The following is a 15218-nucleotide window of genomic DNA, read 5'->3' as shown; positions in this document are numbered from 1 at the left end:
TCAGCGACGGGGAATTGACGAATCACTGCCCCACCACCGTTGCTGGCGTTGCTGGTGCACTTTGTGTGCCAGCCCGGCGTAACGCGGCATCCGGTGTGGCATTGGCACTGCCCGAGCCTGTCAGGCTGCGGCGCACTTCCAGGTTACGGGAAATCACCAGCACAACCCGACGGTTGCGTGCGCGCCCTTCGGCGGTATCGTTGCTGGCCACCGGCTGGTACTCGCCGTAACCCACCGAGGCCATGCGTGCCGGGTTGACACCCTCCATGGCCAGCAGGCGCACGATGCTGGCCGCGCGCGCCGAGGACAACTCCCAGTTGGTGGGGTACTGCGCGGTGCGGATCGGCAGGTTGTCGGTGAAGCCTTCGACGTGCACCGGGTTGGCGAACGGCTTGAGGATGTTGGCCACCTTCTCGATGATCGCAAATGCCTTGTCACTGGGCATCGCATCACCACTGCCAAACAGCAGCGACGAATTGAGCTCGATCTCGATCCACAGTTCGTTGCCGCGCACAGTCATCTGGTCGCTTTTGATCAGGTCGCCAAAGGCATCGCGCACGTCATTGCTGATGGTTTTCAACGGGTCGGCATTGGTCGCCGCCAGGCCCGCTTCGGTCTGCTCGCTGTCTTTGACCAGCGGTTCGGCCGGGCGCACGCTCAGCGGCTGCTCATCGCCAATCGGGATCGGCTTCATGCTGCGCTCGGGGTCGTTGAATACCCCGAGCAAGGCCTGGGAAATAACTTTGTACTTGCCCTCGTTGATCGAGGAAATCGAATACATCACGACGAAAAAGGCGAACAGCAACGTGATGAAGTCGGCGTACGACACCAGCCAGCGCTCGTGGTTTTCGTGTTCCTCGGTATGACGACGGCGACGCATGGGTTACTCCATGAAGCCTTGCAGCTTCAGCTCGATCGAGCGCGGGTTTTCACCTTCGGCAATCGACAGCAGGCCTTCGAGCAGCATTTCGCGGTAGCGCGACTGGCGCATGACGATGGCCTTGAGCTTGCTGGCAACCGGCAATAGCACAAGGTTGGCACTGGCCACACCGTAAATGGTGGCGACAAAGGCCACGGCAATGCCATTGCCCAGTTGCGACGGGTCGGCCAGATTGCCCATCACGTGGATAAGGCCCATGACCGCACCGATGATGCCGATGGTCGGCGCATAGCCGCCCATGCTTTCGAATACCTTGGCTGCCTGGATGTCACGGCCTTCCTGGGTAAGGAAGTCGACCTCGAGGATGCTGCGGATGGCTTCCGGCTCTGCGCCGTCCACCAGCAGTTGCAGGCCCTTGCGCGCATACGGGTCGGGCTCGCTGTCAGCTACCCCTTCCAGGCCCAGCAAGCCTTCTTTGCGAGCGGTCAGGCTCCAGTTCACCACGCGGTCGATACCGCCCGCCAGGTCGACCCGCGGTGGAAACAGGATCCAACGTAAAATCTGCAAGGCGCGCTTGAACGACGACAGCGGCGACTGCAACAACGCCGCCGCCAGGGTACCACCCAGCACGATCAGAGCCGCCGGGCCATTGACCAGAGCACCGACATGACCGCCTTCAAGAAAGTTGCCACCGACGATGGCAACGAAAGCCAGGATCAAACCGATCAGGCTGAGGACGTCCATCAGACGCACGCCTCCACCAGGTGCTTGCCAATTTCGTCCAGGCTGTACACGGCATCAGCCAGGTTGGCCTTGACGATGGCCATGGGCATGCCATAAATCACGCAGCTGGCTTCATCCTGGGCCCACACCGTGCTGCCACCCTGCTTGAGCAGGCGCGCGCCTTCACGGCCATCGGCGCCCATGCCGGTAAGCACTACCGACAATACCTTGTCACCATAAGACTTGGCCGCCGAACCGAAGGTGATGTCCACGCAGGGTTTGTAGTTCAGGCGCTCGTCGCCGGGCAGGATCTTCACCGTACCACGGCCATCGATCATCATCTGCTTGCCGCCGGGGGCCAGCAGGGCCAGGCCCGGGCGCAGCATGTCGCCGTCCTCGGCCTCCTTGACGCTGATGCGGCACAGCTTGTCCAGGCGTTCGGCAAACGCTTTTGTGAAGGCCGCCGGCATGTGCTGGATCAACACGATCGGCGCCGGGAAATTGGCCGGCAGTTGGGTCAGTACCCGCTGCAGTGCCACCGGCCCCCCCGTGGAGGTACCGATGGCCACCAGTTTGTAGGGTTTGCGCTTGGTTGCCGGCGACTGCGAGGCTGCCGCTGTCGGGGCCGCTGCACGGGCAGGCGCAGCCGGGCGTGCCTGCGCCTGGCTGGTGAAGGTGCTGGCGGGCGCTGGCGCGGCGACCGGCGCCGTTCTGGCATAGCTGCCGATCCGGCGGTTGCTGCGCGAAATGGTGTGTACCTTCTCGCACAGCAGCTGCTTGACCTTGTCAGGGTTGCGCGAGATGTCCTCGAAGTTTTTCGGCAGGTAGTCCACGGCGCCGGCATCCAGCGCGTCGAGGGTGACACGGGCGCCTTCATGGGTAAGCGACGAGAACATCAACACGGGCGTCGGGCAGCGCTGCATGATGTGCCGCACTGCGGTGATGCCATCCATCATGGGCATTTCGTAGTCCATGGTGATCACATCGGGCTTGAGCGCCAGCGCCTGGTCGATTGCTTCCTTGCCGTTGGTCGCGGTCCCCACGACCTGGATCGTTGGATCCGCTGAGAGGATTTCCGAGACACGGCGGCGGAAGAAACCAGAATCATCCACCACCAGGACCTTGACTGCCATAAACACTCCATTAGGCGGCGCAACCCGCCAGGGCGCGCCACCGAAATCAAATACGCCGCGCGGCGTAACGCTTGAGCATGCTCGGGACGTCGAGAATCAACGCGATGCGACCGTCGCCAGTGATGGTGGCCCCGGACATGCCCGGGGTGCCCTGCAGCATCTTGCCCAGCGGCTTGATGACTACTTCTTCCTGGCCAACCAGTTGGTCGACGACAAAGCCGATGCGCTGGGTGCCGACCGACAGAATCACCACGTGGCCCTCGTGCTGCTCTTCGTGCACCTGGCCCTGGACCAGCCAGCGCTTGAGGTAGAACAGTGGCAGCGCCTTGTCGCGCACGATCACCACTTCCTGCCCGTCGACCACGTTGGTGCGCGACAGGTCGAGGTGGAAGATCTCGTTGACGTTGACCAGCGGGAAGGCAAACGCCTGGTTGCCCAGCATCACCATCAGGGTGGGCATGATTGCCAGGGTCAGCGGCACCTTGATGACGATCTTGGAGCCCTGGCCCTTGGCCGAGAAAATGTTGATCGAGCCGTTGAGCTGGGAGATCTTGGTTTTCACCACGTCCATGCCCACGCCACGCCCGGACACATCGGAAATCTCGGTCTTGGTCGAGAAGCCCGGGGCGAAGATCAGGTTGTAGCAGTCCGACTCGCTCAGGCGCTCGGCAGCGTCCTTGTCCATCAGGCCCTTTTCCACCGCCTTGGCGCGCAGGATGTTGGGGTCCATGCCCTTGCCGTCGTCCGAGATCGACAGCAGGATGTGGTCACCTTCCTGTTCGGCCGACAGTACTACGCGGCCGGTACGCGCCTTGCCAGAAGCTTCACGCTCGTCGGGCATCTCGATACCGTGGTCGACAGCATTGCGCACCAAGTGCACCAACGGGTCGGCCAAGGCTTCTACGAGGTTCTTGTCAAGGTCGGTCTCTTCGCCGACCAGCTCCAGGTTGATCTCTTTCTTCAGCTGGCGCGCCAGGTCACGGACCAGGCGCGGGAAGCGGCCAAAGACTTTCTTGATCGGCTGCATGCGGGTTTTCATCACCGCGGTCTGCAGGTCAGCGGTGACCACGTCGAGGTTGGACACGGCCTTGGACATGGCCTCATCGCCGCTGTTCAGGCCCAGGCGCACCAAGCGGTTACGCACCAGCACCAGTTCGCCGACCATGTTCATGATCTCGTCCAGGCGCGCGGTATCGACGCGCACCGTGGTTTCTGCTTCGCTGGCAGCATGCTTTTCGGCGGCCGGGGCCGGCGCGCGAGGCGCCGCGGCAGGTTTGCTGGCCGGCGAAGGCGCTGGTGCGGCGGCTGGCTTGGCCACCGGCTGGCTTTCGGCCTTGGCGGCAGCCGGCGCTTGCGCCTGGACAGCAGCCGGGGCTTCTACAGCGGCAACATCGCCACCGAACTTGCCCTTGCCGTGCAACTGGTCCAGCAGGGCTTCGAATTCGTGCTCGCTGATTTCATCGCTGTTTGCGCTGCTGTCTGGCACGGCAGGCGCTGGCGCCTGGGTGGCTGGCAAGGCATCGACCTGGAAGGTGCCCTTGCCATGCAGTTGGTCGAGCAGCGATTCGAATTCGGCGTCGGTGATTTCATCACTGGTCGCTTCGCTGCTGACGGCAACCGGCGGCGCCGCAACCTCGACACTGAACTGGCCCTTGCCGTGCAACTGGTCGAGCAGCGACTCGAACTCGGCGTCGGTGATTTCATCACCAGCACCGCTGACGGTCTCGCCCTGCATCTGCTCGTCGGCCGCTGCTTGCGCCTTGACCGCATCGAGCGAATCGAGCAACTGCTCGAACTCGCTGTCAGTGATGTCCTGGTGCTGCTCGTCGGCATCGGCCGATGCCGCAACCGCCACGTCGGCAACCGGTGCCGGCGCTGCAACAGCTTCGGCTCCGCCAGGTTCGGCCAGGCGCGCCAACGCCGCCAGCAGCTCGGGGGTGGCCGGCGTCACTTCGGAACGCTCGCGCACCTGGCCAAACATGCTGTTCACTGTATCCAGTGCCTCGAGCACCACATCCATCAGTTCCGCATCGACCCGGCGCTCACCTTTGCGCAGGACGTCGAACACGTTCTCGGCGATATGGCAGCACTCCACCAGCTCGTTCAGCTGAAGGAAGCCGGCGCCCCCTTTTACAGTGTGGAAACCGCGAAAGATCGCATTGAGCAGGTCGGCATCGTCAGGTCGGCTTTCCAGCTCGACCAGTTGCTCGGACAATTGCTCAAGAATTTCGCCGGCTTCTACCAGGAAATCCTGGAGGATTTCTTCATCGGCGCCGAAGCTCATCAAACGTGCTCCTTAAAAACCAAGGCTGGACAGCAGATCATCGACATCGTCCTGACCGGACACGACGTCTTCACGCTTATCGGCATGAATCTGCGGACCTTCACCCCGAGTCGGATGTTTTTCTCGATCTTTTTCTGCACGCAATTGATCGTGATCATGGTTTATACCGGCAAAGCGGTCGACCTGGCTGGCCATCAGCACCAGCTTGAGCAGATTGCTCTCCACCTCGGTCACCAGTGTGGTGACGCGTTTGATCACCTGGCCGGTCAGGTCCTGATAGTCCTGGGCCAGCAAAATGTCATTGAGGTGCCCGGCAACCTTTCGGTTACCCTCGGCGCTGTGCGTCAGGAAACTGTCGACTCGCTTGACCAGATCACGAAATTCCGGCGCAGCCACTTCGCGGCGCATGAAACGCTGCCAGTCGGTACTCAGGGCCTTGGCCTCGCTGGCCAGTTCATTGAGCACCGGCGTGCTTTCCTCGACCAGATCCATGGTGCGGTTGGCCGCGCCCTCGGTGAGCTTGACCACATAGGACAGGCGCTCGGTGGCGTCGGTAATCTGCGACACCTCTTCTGCCTGCGGCATGGTGGGGTCGATCTGGAAACTGACGATGGCACTGTGCAGCTCGCGAGTCAGCTTGCCGACTTCCTGATACAGGCCGCGGTCGCGGGTCTGGTTCAGCTCGTGAATCAGCTGCACCGCCTCGCCGAAACGGCCCCGTTCCAGGCTTTCGACCAACTCCTGGGCATGCTTCTTCAGGGTCGATTCGAACTCGCCCAAAGACGTTTGTGATGAATCCATGACGCGCCCCCCGTAACGTGACTCAGCCGTTGACGCGTTCGAAGATCTTCTCGATCTTCTCTTTGAGCACCTGAGCGGTGAACGGCTTGACCACATAACCATTGACGCCGGCCTGGGCCGCTTCAATGATCTGGTCGCGCTTGGCTTCAGCAGTCACCATCAGTACCGGCATGCTTTTCAGCTTGTCACTGGCACGCACTTTACGCAGCAGGTCGATGCCGGACATGCCCGGCATGTTCCAGTCGGTTACCAGGAAGTCGTAGTGACCGTTCTCCAGCATTGGCAACGCCGTGGTGCCGTCATCGGCTTCCTCGGTGTTGGTGAAACCCAGGTCACGCAACAGGTTCTTGATGATCCGCCGCATCGTCGAAAAGTCGTCAACGATGAGGATTTTCATGTTCTTGTCCAATTAGACCTCCAAGCAGTCTCAAACGCGCTCGGCCTACCGAGCACGCACTCATTCAATTCGGTACAACGTGGAAAACGACTGCAACGACAGCGGGCTCAACGCGCCCGCCATTCCCCCAGGCGGCTACGCAGGCGCGCGGCACACTGGCTGTGCAACTGGCTGACCCGCGACTCGCTGACACCAAGCACCTCACCGATTTCCTTGAGATTCAGCTCTTCGTCGTAGTACAGCGCCAGCACCAGGCGCTCACGCTCCGGCAGGTTGGCGATAGCCTCGGTCAGGGCAGCCTGGAAGCGGTCCTCTTCCAGCCCCCGCGCAGGTTCGACCTGGCCACTGGCGCCATCCTCATGCAGCCCTTCGTGCTCACCGTCCTGCAACAGGTCGTCGAAGCTGAACAGGCGGCTGCCCAGGGTATCGTTCAAGATCCCGTAGTAATCATCGAGACTCAATTGGAGTTCGGCAGCAACTTCATGATCTTTAGCGTCACGGCCTGTTCTGGCTTCAACCGCACGCATCGCGTCACTGACCATACGGGTGTTTCGGTGTACCGAACGCGGCGCCCAGTCACCTTTGCGCACTTCGTCCAGCATGGCCCCGCGGATGCGGATGCCAGCATAGGTTTCAAAGCTGGCGCCCTTGCTGGCGTCGTATTTGTTAGCCACTTCCAGCAGCCCGATCATGCCGGCCTGGATCAGGTCTTCGACCTGCACATTGGCCGGCAAGCGCGCCAGCAGGTGGTAGGCGATGCGCTTGACCAGCGGGGCGTAGCGTTCGATCAGCTCGTACTGGGCGTCCTTCGACGCCCGGCTGTACATCTTGAAACCGCTGGCGTTCATAGCACGGGTCCCGCGCTGGTGGGTTGCACCAAGCGCTCGACAAAGAACTCCAGATGGCCGCGCGGGTTGGCCGGTAGCGGCCAGCTATCGACCTTCTGGGCAATCGCCTTGAAAGCCAGCGCACACTTGGAGCGAGGGAAGGCTTCGTAGACGGCACGCTGCTTCTGTACCGCCTTGCGCACGCACTCGTCGTATGGCACGGCACCCACGTACTGCAGGGCAACGTCAAGGAAGCGGTCGGTGACCTTGGTCAGCTTGGCAAACAGGTTGCGCCCTTCCTGCGGGCTCTGCGCCATGTTGGCCAACACACGGAAACGGTTCATGCCGTAGTCACGATTGAGCAGCTTGATCAACGCGTAGGCATCGGTAATCGAGGTAGGTTCATCACACACCACCAACAGCACTTCCTGGGCGGCGCGAACGAAGCTGACCACCGAGTCACCGATACCCGCAGCGGTATCGATCACCAACACATCGAGGTTGTCGCCGATCTCGCTGAACGCCTGGATCAGCCCGGCGTGCTGGGCTGGGGCCAGGTGCACCATGCTCTGGGTGCCCGAGGCTGCCGGCACGATGCGCACACCGCCAGGGCCCTGCAGCATCACGTCACGCAGTTCGCAACGCCCTTCAATGACATCGGCGAGAGTACGTTTGGGGGCAAGGCCCAGCAACACGTCGACATTAGCCAGGCCCAGGTCGGCGTCCAGCAGCATGACCCTGCGGCCAAGCTCGGCCAGCGCCAGGGACAAGTTCACTGAAACGTTAGTCTTGCCGACGCCACCTTTGCCGCCGGTCACGGCGATCACCTGTACGGGATGCATGCTACCCATGTCTGTTCTTTACCTTGTCTCGCTGGGACTCAGGCCACACGTAGGGCAATTCTGCGTGCCCCTTGGCATAGCTACTTTGCACACGCTTCATGGTCAACCCGCTCGCCGTGGGTTGTGATAGAGATCAGCGAACATGTCGGCCATGGCCTCTTCGCTGGGCTCGTCCTGCTGCTGCACATTCACCGCGCGCGAAACCAACTGGTGGCCCCGCGGCAAGTGCAAGTCGTCAGGAATGCGTGGCCCATCGGTAAGATAGGCCACTGGCAGTTCATGACTGATGGCAAGACTCAACACATCGCCAAGGCTTGCGGTTTCATCGAGCTTGGTCAGGATGCAGCCGGCCAGGCCACAGCGTTTGTAGCTGTGGTAGGCGGCGGTCAGCACCTGCTTCTGGCTGGTGGTGGCCAGCACCAGATAGTTCTTCGCGGCAATGCCACGCCCGGCCAAGGTTTCCAGTTGCATGCGCAGCGCAGGGTCGCTGGCCTGCAGGCCGGCAGTATCGATCAGCACCACGCGCTTGCGCAGCAGAGGCTCCAGCGCTGCTGCCAGCGACTGGCCCGGGTCGACGTACGTCACCGGCACGTTGAGGATGCGGCCCAGGGTCTTGAGCTGCTCCTGGGCGCCGATACGGAAGCTGTCCATGCTCACCAGCGCCAGATTCTGCGCGCCGTACTTGAGCACGTAGCGCGCGGCCAGCTTGGCCAGGGTGGTGGTCTTGCCCATACCCGCCGGGCCGACCACGGCGATCACGCCGCCCTCTTCGATCGGCTCGATTTCAGGTATTTCGATCATCCGCGCCAAGTGAGCCAGCAGCATGCGCCAGGCCTGGCGCGGCTCTTCGATCTCGGCGGTCAGGTCCAGCAGCTCGCGGGCGATCGGCCCCGACAGGCCGATGCGTTGCAGGCGGCGCCAAATGTTGGCCTGCTGCGGCTTGCTGCCCTGCAGCTGATTCCAGGCCAGCGAACCGAGTTGCACTTCCAGCAACTCGCGCAGGCCCGACAGCTCGGAACGCATGGCATCGAACAGGCGCGGATCAACCGGTGCAGCAGCCGGTGCGGCAGCAGCCTCGGGAGCCTCGACCTGCGGCTCGATCAACGGTTCGGCAGCGGTCAAAGATTGCCCGGCGAACAATTGACGGTTGTTGTCGCTGCTGTCCTGACGGTGGTCCAGCTCGGCCTGGGCACTGGCAATGCGCGTATGGGTCTTGCGCAGTTCTTCTTCCAGCTCGGCGTTGGGCACACGCGGGGCCAGGGCGGACAGCTTGTAGTCCAGCGCGGCCGTCAGTTCGACACCACCGGCAATGCGACGGTTGCCAATGATCGCGGCATCGGCGCCCAGCTCGTCACGGACCAGCTTCATGGCCTGACGCATATCGGCGGCGAAAAATCGCTTAACTTGCATTATCCCCTACCTCAGCCGTTAGGGCCCACGGTGGCAACGATGGTGACTTGCTTGTTGTCAGGTATTTCCTGATACGCCAGAACATGCAAATTCGGTACAGCCAGGCGACCGAAACGCGACAACATGGCGCGTATCGGGCCGGCGACCAAAAGGATGGCCGGCTGACCCTGCATTTCCTGGCGCTGGGCCGCCTCGATCAGCGAACGTTGCAGCTTCTCGGCCATGCTAGGTTCCAGAAGAACACCATCTTCCTGACCCTGCCCGGCCCTTTGCAGACTATTCAGCAAAATCTGTTCCAACCTTGGCTCCAGGGTAATCACTGGCAGCTCCGACTCAACGCCGACAATGCTTTGCACGATGGCACGACACAATCCGACGCGCACTGCCGCCACCAGTGCGGCGGTATCTTGACTCTTGCCGGCGTTGTTCGCGATGGCCTCGGCAATACTGCGAATATCGCGCACTGGCACCTGTTCAGACAACAGTGCTTGCAGCACCTTGAGCAGCCCCGACAAGGAAATGACACCCGGCACCAGCTCTTCTGCAAGTTTAGGCGATGCCTTGGCAAGTACTTGCAGCAGTTGCTGAACCTCTTCGTGACCGATCAGCTCGTGGCAATGTTTCTGCAGGATCTGGTTGAGGTGGGTGGCCACCACGGTGCTGGCATCGACCACGGTGTAGCCCAGCGACTGCGCCTGGGAACGCTGGCCAACATCGATCCACACCGCCTCCAGGCCAAACGCCGGATCGCGCGCGGCAATACCGTTCAGGGTGCCGAACACCTGCCCCGGGTTGATTGCCAGTTCGCGGTCCGGATAGATCTCCGCCTCGGCCAGAATCACCCCCATCAGGGTCAGGCGATAGGCGCTGGGTTGCAGGTCGAGGTTGTCACGAATGTGCACGGTGGGCATCAGGAAGCCCAGGTCCTGCGACAGCTTCTTGCGCACGCCCTTGATCCGCGCCAGCAGCTGGCCGCCTTGGTTGCGATCGACCAGCGGGATCAGCCGATAGCCAACCTCCAGGCCGATCATGTCGATGGGGGTGACGTCATCCCAACCCAGTTCCTTGGTTTCCAGCGCGCGTTGTGGCGAGGGCAGCAGGTCCTGCTGGCGCTGCGCCTCTTCCAGGGCTTTGACCTTGGCCTGCTGCTGTTTCTTCCACACCAGGTAGGCGCCCCCACCGGCCAGCAGGCCGAGGCTGAGGAACGCCACGTGCGGCATGCCCGGCACCAGCCCCATGACAATCATCAACCCGCCAGACACTGCCAGGGCCTTGGGCGAATCGAACATCTGCCGATTGATCAGCTTGCCCATGTCCTCGGAGCCCGACGCGCGGGTGACCATGATCGCGGCGGCGGTGGACAGCAGCAGTGATGGCAATTGCGCCACCAAACCGTCACCGATGGTCAGCAAGGCGTACACCTTGCCGGCCTCCGTGAAACTCATGCCGTGCTGCATCATGCCGATCAATATGCCGCCGATCAGGTTGATGAACAGGATCAGCAAGCCGGCGATGGCATCACCGCGCACGAACTTGCTGGCACCGTCCATCGAACCGTAGAACTCGGCCTCCTGCGCCACCTCGGCACGGCGGTGCTTGGCCTGGGCCTGATCGATCAGGCCGGCATTGAGGTCGGCGTCGATGGCCATCTGCTTGCCGGGCATGGCGTCAAGGGTGAAACGCGCACTCACTTCCGAGATACGCCCGGCCCCCTTGGTCACCACCACGAAGTTGATGATCATGAGGATGGCGAACACGACGGCACCGACCACGTAGTTGCCGCCGATCACCACCTCACCGAAGGCCTGGATCACTTTACCGGCAGCGCCGTGGCCCTCCTGGCCATGCAGCATGACCACACGGGTGGACGCCACGTTCAGGGCCAGGCGCAACAAAGTGGCCACCAGCAGGATGGTGGGGAACGCGGCAAAGTCGAGCGGGCGCAGGGCGTATACACACACCAGCAGCACCACGATCGACAGGGCGATGTTGAAGGTGAAGAACACGTCGAGCAGGAACGGCGGTATCGGCAACATCATCATTGCCAACATCACCAGCAGCAACAGCGGCACACCCAGGTTGCCCCGGCCGAGCCCGGCCAGGTTGTTACGGGCGTTGCTGATTAACTGAGTGCGATCCACCGCGAGTCCTCTTGATGCAAAACTTTGACGCCCAGGGGGCGCCTGGGCGTGGCTCTGCAAGAAGCCTTCCAACTTTTTGGTTTGGGCGTTCGCCGTGGTTTTTTGGTGTCGGTGAGATAGAGCGCCGCCCGCGCGGCGCATCGCGAACTGCGCTCGCTCCTACGTTTGTTTCGGGCCAATTATTTCTGTGGGATTCGCGCGCGAACGCCTTGGCGTATGCCGAGATATTACGTCGTACCAACAAGGCGGTCGCGCGCGCCTGTCACAGGCATGACTGGCCTGAAACAAACGTAGGAGCGAGCGCAGCTCGCGATGCGCCGCGCGGGCGGCGCTCTATCTCACCGGCACCAAAAAACCTACGCCGAACACATCAACTGTCACGCCGCAAATCCGGCGGGATCGGCAGGTCGTCCTTCAGCGGCTCTGGCCGCTTGCCCTTGCCAGCCCGGTACTGCCGAATCTGGAACACATACGCCAACACCTGGGCCACCGCCAGGTACAAGCCAGCAGGGATTTCCTGCTCAATTTCGGTGGAGTAATAAATCGCCCGCGCCAGCGCTGGCGATTCGAGGATCTGGATCTTGTGCTCCACGCCAATCTCGCGGATCTTCAAGGCAATGAAGTCAGTCCCCTTGGCCAGCAACAGTGGGGCCACCCCACCCTTCTCCGGGTCGTACTGCAAAGCCACCGCATAATGCGTCGGGTTGGTGATGATCACGTCGGCATCCGGCACCGCCGCCATCATGCGCCGCTGCGAAACCTCGCGCTGCAGTTGGCGGATACGCTGCTTGACCTCGGGTTTACCTTCGGTGTCCTTGTACTCGTCACGCACCTCCTGCTTGGTCATCTTCAGCTTGTTGTGCGCCTGCCACAACTGGAACGGCACGTCGGCCGCCGCAATCAACAGCAGCCCGGCCGACATCCACAACGCACTCCAGCCCACCACCTGCAGGCTATGGATGATCGCCTGCTCCAACGGCTCATTGGCGATGGCGAGAAGCGCCTGACGATCATTGACCAGCACCACTACCGCCACGACCAGAATCACGAGAAATTTCGCGAATGCTTTCAAGAGTTCGGTCAGGGCATTCATCGAGAACATGCGCTTGATCCCCGACAAGGGATTCATGCGGCTGAATTTGGGCTGCAGCAGGCTGCCGGAAAACAGGAAACCGCCCAGGACTATCGGCGCGACGAAGGAAATCACGAACAACAGGATCAATATCGGCTGCACCGCCCAGATGGCCATCTTGCCCGAGGCCAGCAGGAAAGCCCCCATGGCGCGCTCATCGACGATGAAGTCGCGGGTCAGGCTGAAGTTCATGCGCATGATCGCCAGCAGCGTCTCGGCCAGGTGGCCGCCAAACGCCAACAGGCCACCGGCACCGGCCAAGGTCACCGCCACCGTGTTCAGCTCCTTGGAACGCGCGATCTCGCCTTTCTCGCGAGCATCGCGCTTGCGCTTGTCGGTGGGCTCCTCTGTCTTGTCCTGACCGCTTTCGCTTTCCGCCATGTTCAGCGCGCCCTCGCCAGTTCACGCAGCCATTGCAGCGCTTCGCTGGCCAATGCCTGGTAATGGGAAAGTATATCGGCAAGCCCGACCCAAAAAATGAACATGCCCATGACCAGGGTCAGCGGAAAACCAATGGAGAAAATGTTCAGCTGCGGCGCGGCACGCGTCATTACGCCAAAGGCGATATTCACCACCAGCAGTGCGGCAATTGCCGGCAGGATCAGCAGGAGACCGGCACCGAACACCCAGCCGAGGCGCCCCGCCAGCTCCCAGAACTGATTGACCACCAACGCATTGCCCACCGGCAAGGTGGTGAAGCTTTCGGTCAGCACCTCGAACGCTACCAGATGGCCGTTCATCAGCAGGAACAGCACGCTTACCAACATGGTCATGAACTGACTGATAACCGCGACGTTGACGCCGTTGGCCGGGTCGACCATCGATGCGAACGCCATGCCCATCTGCACCGCGACGACCTGGCCAGCGATCACGAAAGCCTGGAACAACAACTGCAATGACAATCCGAACAAGGCCCCGACGATGACCTGCTCGGCACACAGCAGCAGGCCGCGCAGGCTCAATGGGTCGAACTCGGGCAAGGGTGGCAGAGCCGGGACGATCACCACGGTGATAGCCACCGCCACATACAATCGCACCCGCGCCGGCAGCATGCGGGTGCCAAAGATCGGCATAGTCATCAGCACCGCCGTCACCCGGAACAACGGCAAGATGAAGGTGGCGACCCAGGTGCCGATCTGCGTATCGGTCAGCTCCAGCATCGGCGCGTCAACCGATCAACTGCGGGATGCTGGTGTAGAGACTGACGAAGTACTCCATGAACTTCTGCACCAGCCACGGCCCGGCGACGATCAGTGTGACCAGCATCACCAGCAGGCGCGGCAAAAAGCTCAGCGTCTGTTCGTTGATCTGCGTGGCGGCCTGGAACATCGCCACCACCAAACCCACCAGCAGGCTCGGCACTACCAGTATGGCGACCATCAGGGTGGTCAGCCATAACGCATCACGAAACAGGTCGACAGCGACTTCAGGTGTCATCGGCGGCTCTCCTTGACGGCGTCAGACGCCGCCGAAACTGCTGGCCAGGGTGCCCATGATCAGCGCCCAACCATCCACCAGCACGAACAGCATGATCTTGAACGGCAGCGAGATGATCAGCGGCGACAGCATCATCATACCCATGGCCATCAGCACACTGGCCACGACCATGTCGATGATCAGGAACGGGATAAAGATCATGAAACCGATCTGGAACGCGGTCTTCAGCTCGGAGGTGACGAACGCCGGCACCAGGATGGTCAGCGGCACCTGGTCGGGGCCAGCGATGTCGGTACGCTTGGACAAGCGCATGAACAGGTCAAGGTCGCTTTGCCGGGTTTGCGCCAGCATGAAGTCCTTGAGCGGCCCCTGGGCCTTGTCGATAGCCTGCTGGGCAGTCATCTGCTCCTTCAGGTACGGCTGCAACGCGTCCTGGTTCACCCGATCGAACACCGGGGCCATGATGAACATGGTCAGGAACAGCGCCATGCCGGTCAACAGCTGGTTGGACGGTGTCTGCTGCAGGCCCAGGGCCTGGCGCAGGATCGAGAACACGATGATGATGCGGGTAAAGCTGGTCATCAGGATGACGAACGCCGGGATGAAGCTCAGCGCGGTCATGATCAGCAGGATTTGCAGGCTGACCGAATATTCCTGCTGCCCGTCCGGGGTGTTGGACAGGGTAATGGCCGGAATCGACAGCGGGTCGGCCGCCAGGGCCAGCGGCGCTGCCAGCAGCAGCGCCAGAGTCAACAACGTACGCAGCGCGCCGCTCATCACTTGTTGTCCTTAGGGTCCTTGCCCATCAGCTCCATCAGCCGCTGGGCAAACTCCGGCGTCGCCTGACGGACGCTTGCCGGCACTTCCACGGGTTCGGCCAGTACGTGCAGCGCCTCGATACTGCCGGGGGTATGGCCGATCAGGATCTGCTCCTTGCCCACCTGCACCAGCAGCAGGCGGTCACGCGGGCCGATGGCACGGCTGCCGACGATCTCGATCACCTGCCCACCCTTCACTGCGGTGCTCTGCAGGCGCCGCAGCAGCCAGGCCAGGAAGAAGATCAGGCCCACCACCAGCAGCAGGCCCAGGACCATCTGCGCCAGCTGCCCGCCGAGACTGCCAGGTTGAGCCGCCGGGGTGGCCGCTGGCGTGGCCGCGGCCATGCAGACGTGGCTGGCGAACAGCGCCGCAACTGCGGCGATGGCGCGCAT

Annotated in this window: 15 protein-coding genes; all 15 read right to left on the bottom strand. The window is 62.0% G+C overall.

Translation table 11 applies throughout. The features are described from left to right. Positions 1 to 22 precede the first annotated feature (22 nt). The 15 genes from motD to fliO all read right to left on the bottom strand — a co-directional run bounded on the left by motD (position 23) and on the right by fliO (position 15218). Entirely contained in the window at positions 23 to 880 is an 858-nt protein-coding gene (gene motD / locus QCL51_RS07545; protein ID WP_021785199.1) for a flagellar motor protein MotD, read from the bottom strand. A gap of 3 nt (positions 881 to 883) precedes the next feature. Beyond that, entirely contained in the window at positions 884 to 1624 is a 741-nt protein-coding gene (locus QCL51_RS07540; RefSeq protein WP_003254399.1) for a flagellar motor protein, read from the bottom strand. Next, positions 1624 to 2736, bottom strand: a complete 1113-nt coding sequence (locus tag QCL51_RS07535) for a chemotaxis response regulator protein-glutamate methylesterase (RefSeq protein WP_028698236.1) — start codon at positions 2734 to 2736, stop codon at positions 1624 to 1626. Before QCL51_RS07535 ends, QCL51_RS07540 begins: the two co-directional genes overlap by 1 nt. Positions 2737 to 2782: 46 nt before the next feature. Beyond that, positions 2783 to 5020 (bottom strand): chemotaxis protein CheA, encoded by a 2238-nt coding sequence (locus QCL51_RS07530; RefSeq protein WP_028698237.1) that lies wholly within the window; start codon positions 5018 to 5020, stop codon positions 2783 to 2785. A gap of 12 nt (positions 5021 to 5032) precedes the next feature. Beyond that, positions 5033 to 5821: a protein phosphatase CheZ gene (locus QCL51_RS07525; protein WP_021785196.1), complete on the bottom strand. Its 789-nt coding sequence runs from the start codon at positions 5819 to 5821 to the stop codon at positions 5033 to 5035. Between the two features lie 22 nt (positions 5822 to 5843). Then, on the bottom strand, positions 5844 to 6218 hold the full coding sequence (locus QCL51_RS07520; RefSeq protein ID WP_023663319.1) for a chemotaxis response regulator CheY: 375 nt from the start codon (positions 6216 to 6218) through the stop codon (positions 5844 to 5846). A 107-nt stretch (positions 6219 to 6325) separates the two neighbouring features. Further along, on the bottom strand, positions 6326 to 7066 hold the full coding sequence (gene fliA / locus QCL51_RS07515; protein ID WP_021785194.1) for an RNA polymerase sigma factor FliA: 741 nt from the start codon (positions 7064 to 7066) through the stop codon (positions 6326 to 6328). Continuing rightward, entirely contained in the window at positions 7063 to 7896 is an 834-nt protein-coding gene (fleN, locus tag QCL51_RS07510) for a flagellar synthesis regulator FleN (RefSeq protein WP_021785193.1), read from the bottom strand. The genes fliA and fleN overlap by 4 nt, the downstream gene beginning before the upstream one ends. Positions 7897 to 7989: 93 nt before the next feature. Next, positions 7990 to 9297 (bottom strand): flagellar biosynthesis protein FlhF, encoded by a 1308-nt coding sequence (flhF, locus tag QCL51_RS07505; protein WP_338444721.1) that lies wholly within the window; start codon positions 9295 to 9297, stop codon positions 7990 to 7992. An 11-nt stretch (positions 9298 to 9308) separates the two neighbouring features. Next, positions 9309 to 11438 (bottom strand): flagellar biosynthesis protein FlhA, encoded by a 2130-nt coding sequence (flhA, locus tag QCL51_RS07500; RefSeq protein ID WP_021785191.1) that lies wholly within the window; start codon positions 11436 to 11438, stop codon positions 9309 to 9311. Positions 11439 to 11808: 370 nt separating this feature from the next. Further along, positions 11809 to 12951, bottom strand: coding sequence for a flagellar biosynthesis protein FlhB (flhB, locus tag QCL51_RS07495; RefSeq protein WP_021785190.1), 1143 nt, complete (start codon positions 12949 to 12951; stop codon positions 11809 to 11811). Positions 12952 to 12953: 2 nt separating this feature from the next. Then, positions 12954 to 13730, bottom strand: coding sequence for a flagellar biosynthetic protein FliR (gene fliR, locus QCL51_RS07490; RefSeq protein WP_021785189.1), 777 nt, complete (start codon positions 13728 to 13730; stop codon positions 12954 to 12956). 7 nt (positions 13731 to 13737) lie between these two features. Continuing rightward, positions 13738 to 14007, bottom strand: a complete 270-nt coding sequence (gene fliQ / locus QCL51_RS07485; protein WP_021785188.1) for a flagellar biosynthesis protein FliQ — start codon at positions 14005 to 14007, stop codon at positions 13738 to 13740. 21 nt (positions 14008 to 14028) lie between these two features. Then, positions 14029 to 14784, bottom strand: a complete 756-nt coding sequence (gene fliP / locus QCL51_RS07480; protein WP_003254415.1) for a flagellar type III secretion system pore protein FliP — start codon at positions 14782 to 14784, stop codon at positions 14029 to 14031. Further along, positions 14784 to 15218 carry a flagellar biosynthetic protein FliO gene (gene fliO, locus QCL51_RS07475; RefSeq protein WP_031322757.1) on the bottom strand — a complete coding sequence of 145 codons (435 nt, stop codon included), beginning with the start codon at positions 15216 to 15218 and terminating at the stop codon, positions 14784 to 14786. Before fliO ends, fliP begins: the two co-directional genes overlap by 1 nt.

Origin of the sequence: Pseudomonas sp. LTR0 (genome assembly GCF_036630035.1) — a bacterium.
GTDB lineage: Bacteria > Pseudomonadota > Gammaproteobacteria > Pseudomonadales > Pseudomonadaceae > Aquipseudomonas > Aquipseudomonas putida_Y.
The sequence above is the reverse complement of the archived record's forward strand: the minus strand, read 5'-3'. Positions and strand labels throughout refer to the sequence as shown.

What these genes read in the sequence shown, in the direction of transcription:
- fliO (WP_031322757.1), bottom strand. Translation starts at nt 15,218, where the DNA reads ATGCGCGCCATCGCCGCAGTTGCGGCGCTGTTCGCCAGCCACGTCTGC.
- fleN (WP_021785193.1), bottom strand. Translation starts at nt 7,896, where the DNA reads ATGGGTAGCATGCATCCCGTACAGGTGATCGCCGTGACCGGCGGCAAA.
- QCL51_RS07530 (WP_028698237.1), bottom strand. Translation starts at nt 5,020, where the DNA reads ATGAGCTTCGGCGCCGATGAAGAAATCCTCCAGGATTTCCTGGTAGAA.
- QCL51_RS07520 (WP_023663319.1), bottom strand. Translation starts at nt 6,218, where the DNA reads ATGAAAATCCTCATCGTTGACGACTTTTCGACGATGCGGCGGATCATC.
- motD (WP_021785199.1), bottom strand. Translation starts at nt 880, where the DNA reads ATGCGTCGCCGTCGTCATACCGAGGAACACGAAAACCACGAGCGCTGG.
- fliQ (WP_021785188.1), bottom strand. Translation starts at nt 14,007, where the DNA reads ATGACACCTGAAGTCGCTGTCGACCTGTTTCGTGATGCGTTATGGCTG.
- flhF (WP_338444721.1), bottom strand. Translation starts at nt 9,297, where the DNA reads ATGCAAGTTAAGCGATTTTTCGCCGCCGATATGCGTCAGGCCATGAAG.
- fliP (WP_003254415.1), bottom strand. Translation starts at nt 14,784, where the DNA reads ATGAGCGGCGCGCTGCGTACGTTGTTGACTCTGGCGCTGCTGCTGGCA.
- fliA (WP_021785194.1), bottom strand. Translation starts at nt 7,066, where the DNA reads ATGAACGCCAGCGGTTTCAAGATGTACAGCCGGGCGTCGAAGGACGCC.
- QCL51_RS07535 (WP_028698236.1), bottom strand. Translation starts at nt 2,736, where the DNA reads ATGGCAGTCAAGGTCCTGGTGGTGGATGATTCTGGTTTCTTCCGCCGC.
- fliR (WP_021785189.1), bottom strand. Translation starts at nt 13,730, where the DNA reads ATGCTGGAGCTGACCGATACGCAGATCGGCACCTGGGTCGCCACCTTC.
- QCL51_RS07525 (WP_021785196.1), bottom strand. Translation starts at nt 5,821, where the DNA reads ATGGATTCATCACAAACGTCTTTGGGCGAGTTCGAATCGACCCTGAAG.
- flhB (WP_021785190.1), bottom strand. Translation starts at nt 12,951, where the DNA reads ATGGCGGAAAGCGAAAGCGGTCAGGACAAGACAGAGGAGCCCACCGAC.
- QCL51_RS07540 (WP_003254399.1), bottom strand. Translation starts at nt 1,624, where the DNA reads ATGGACGTCCTCAGCCTGATCGGTTTGATCCTGGCTTTCGTTGCCATC.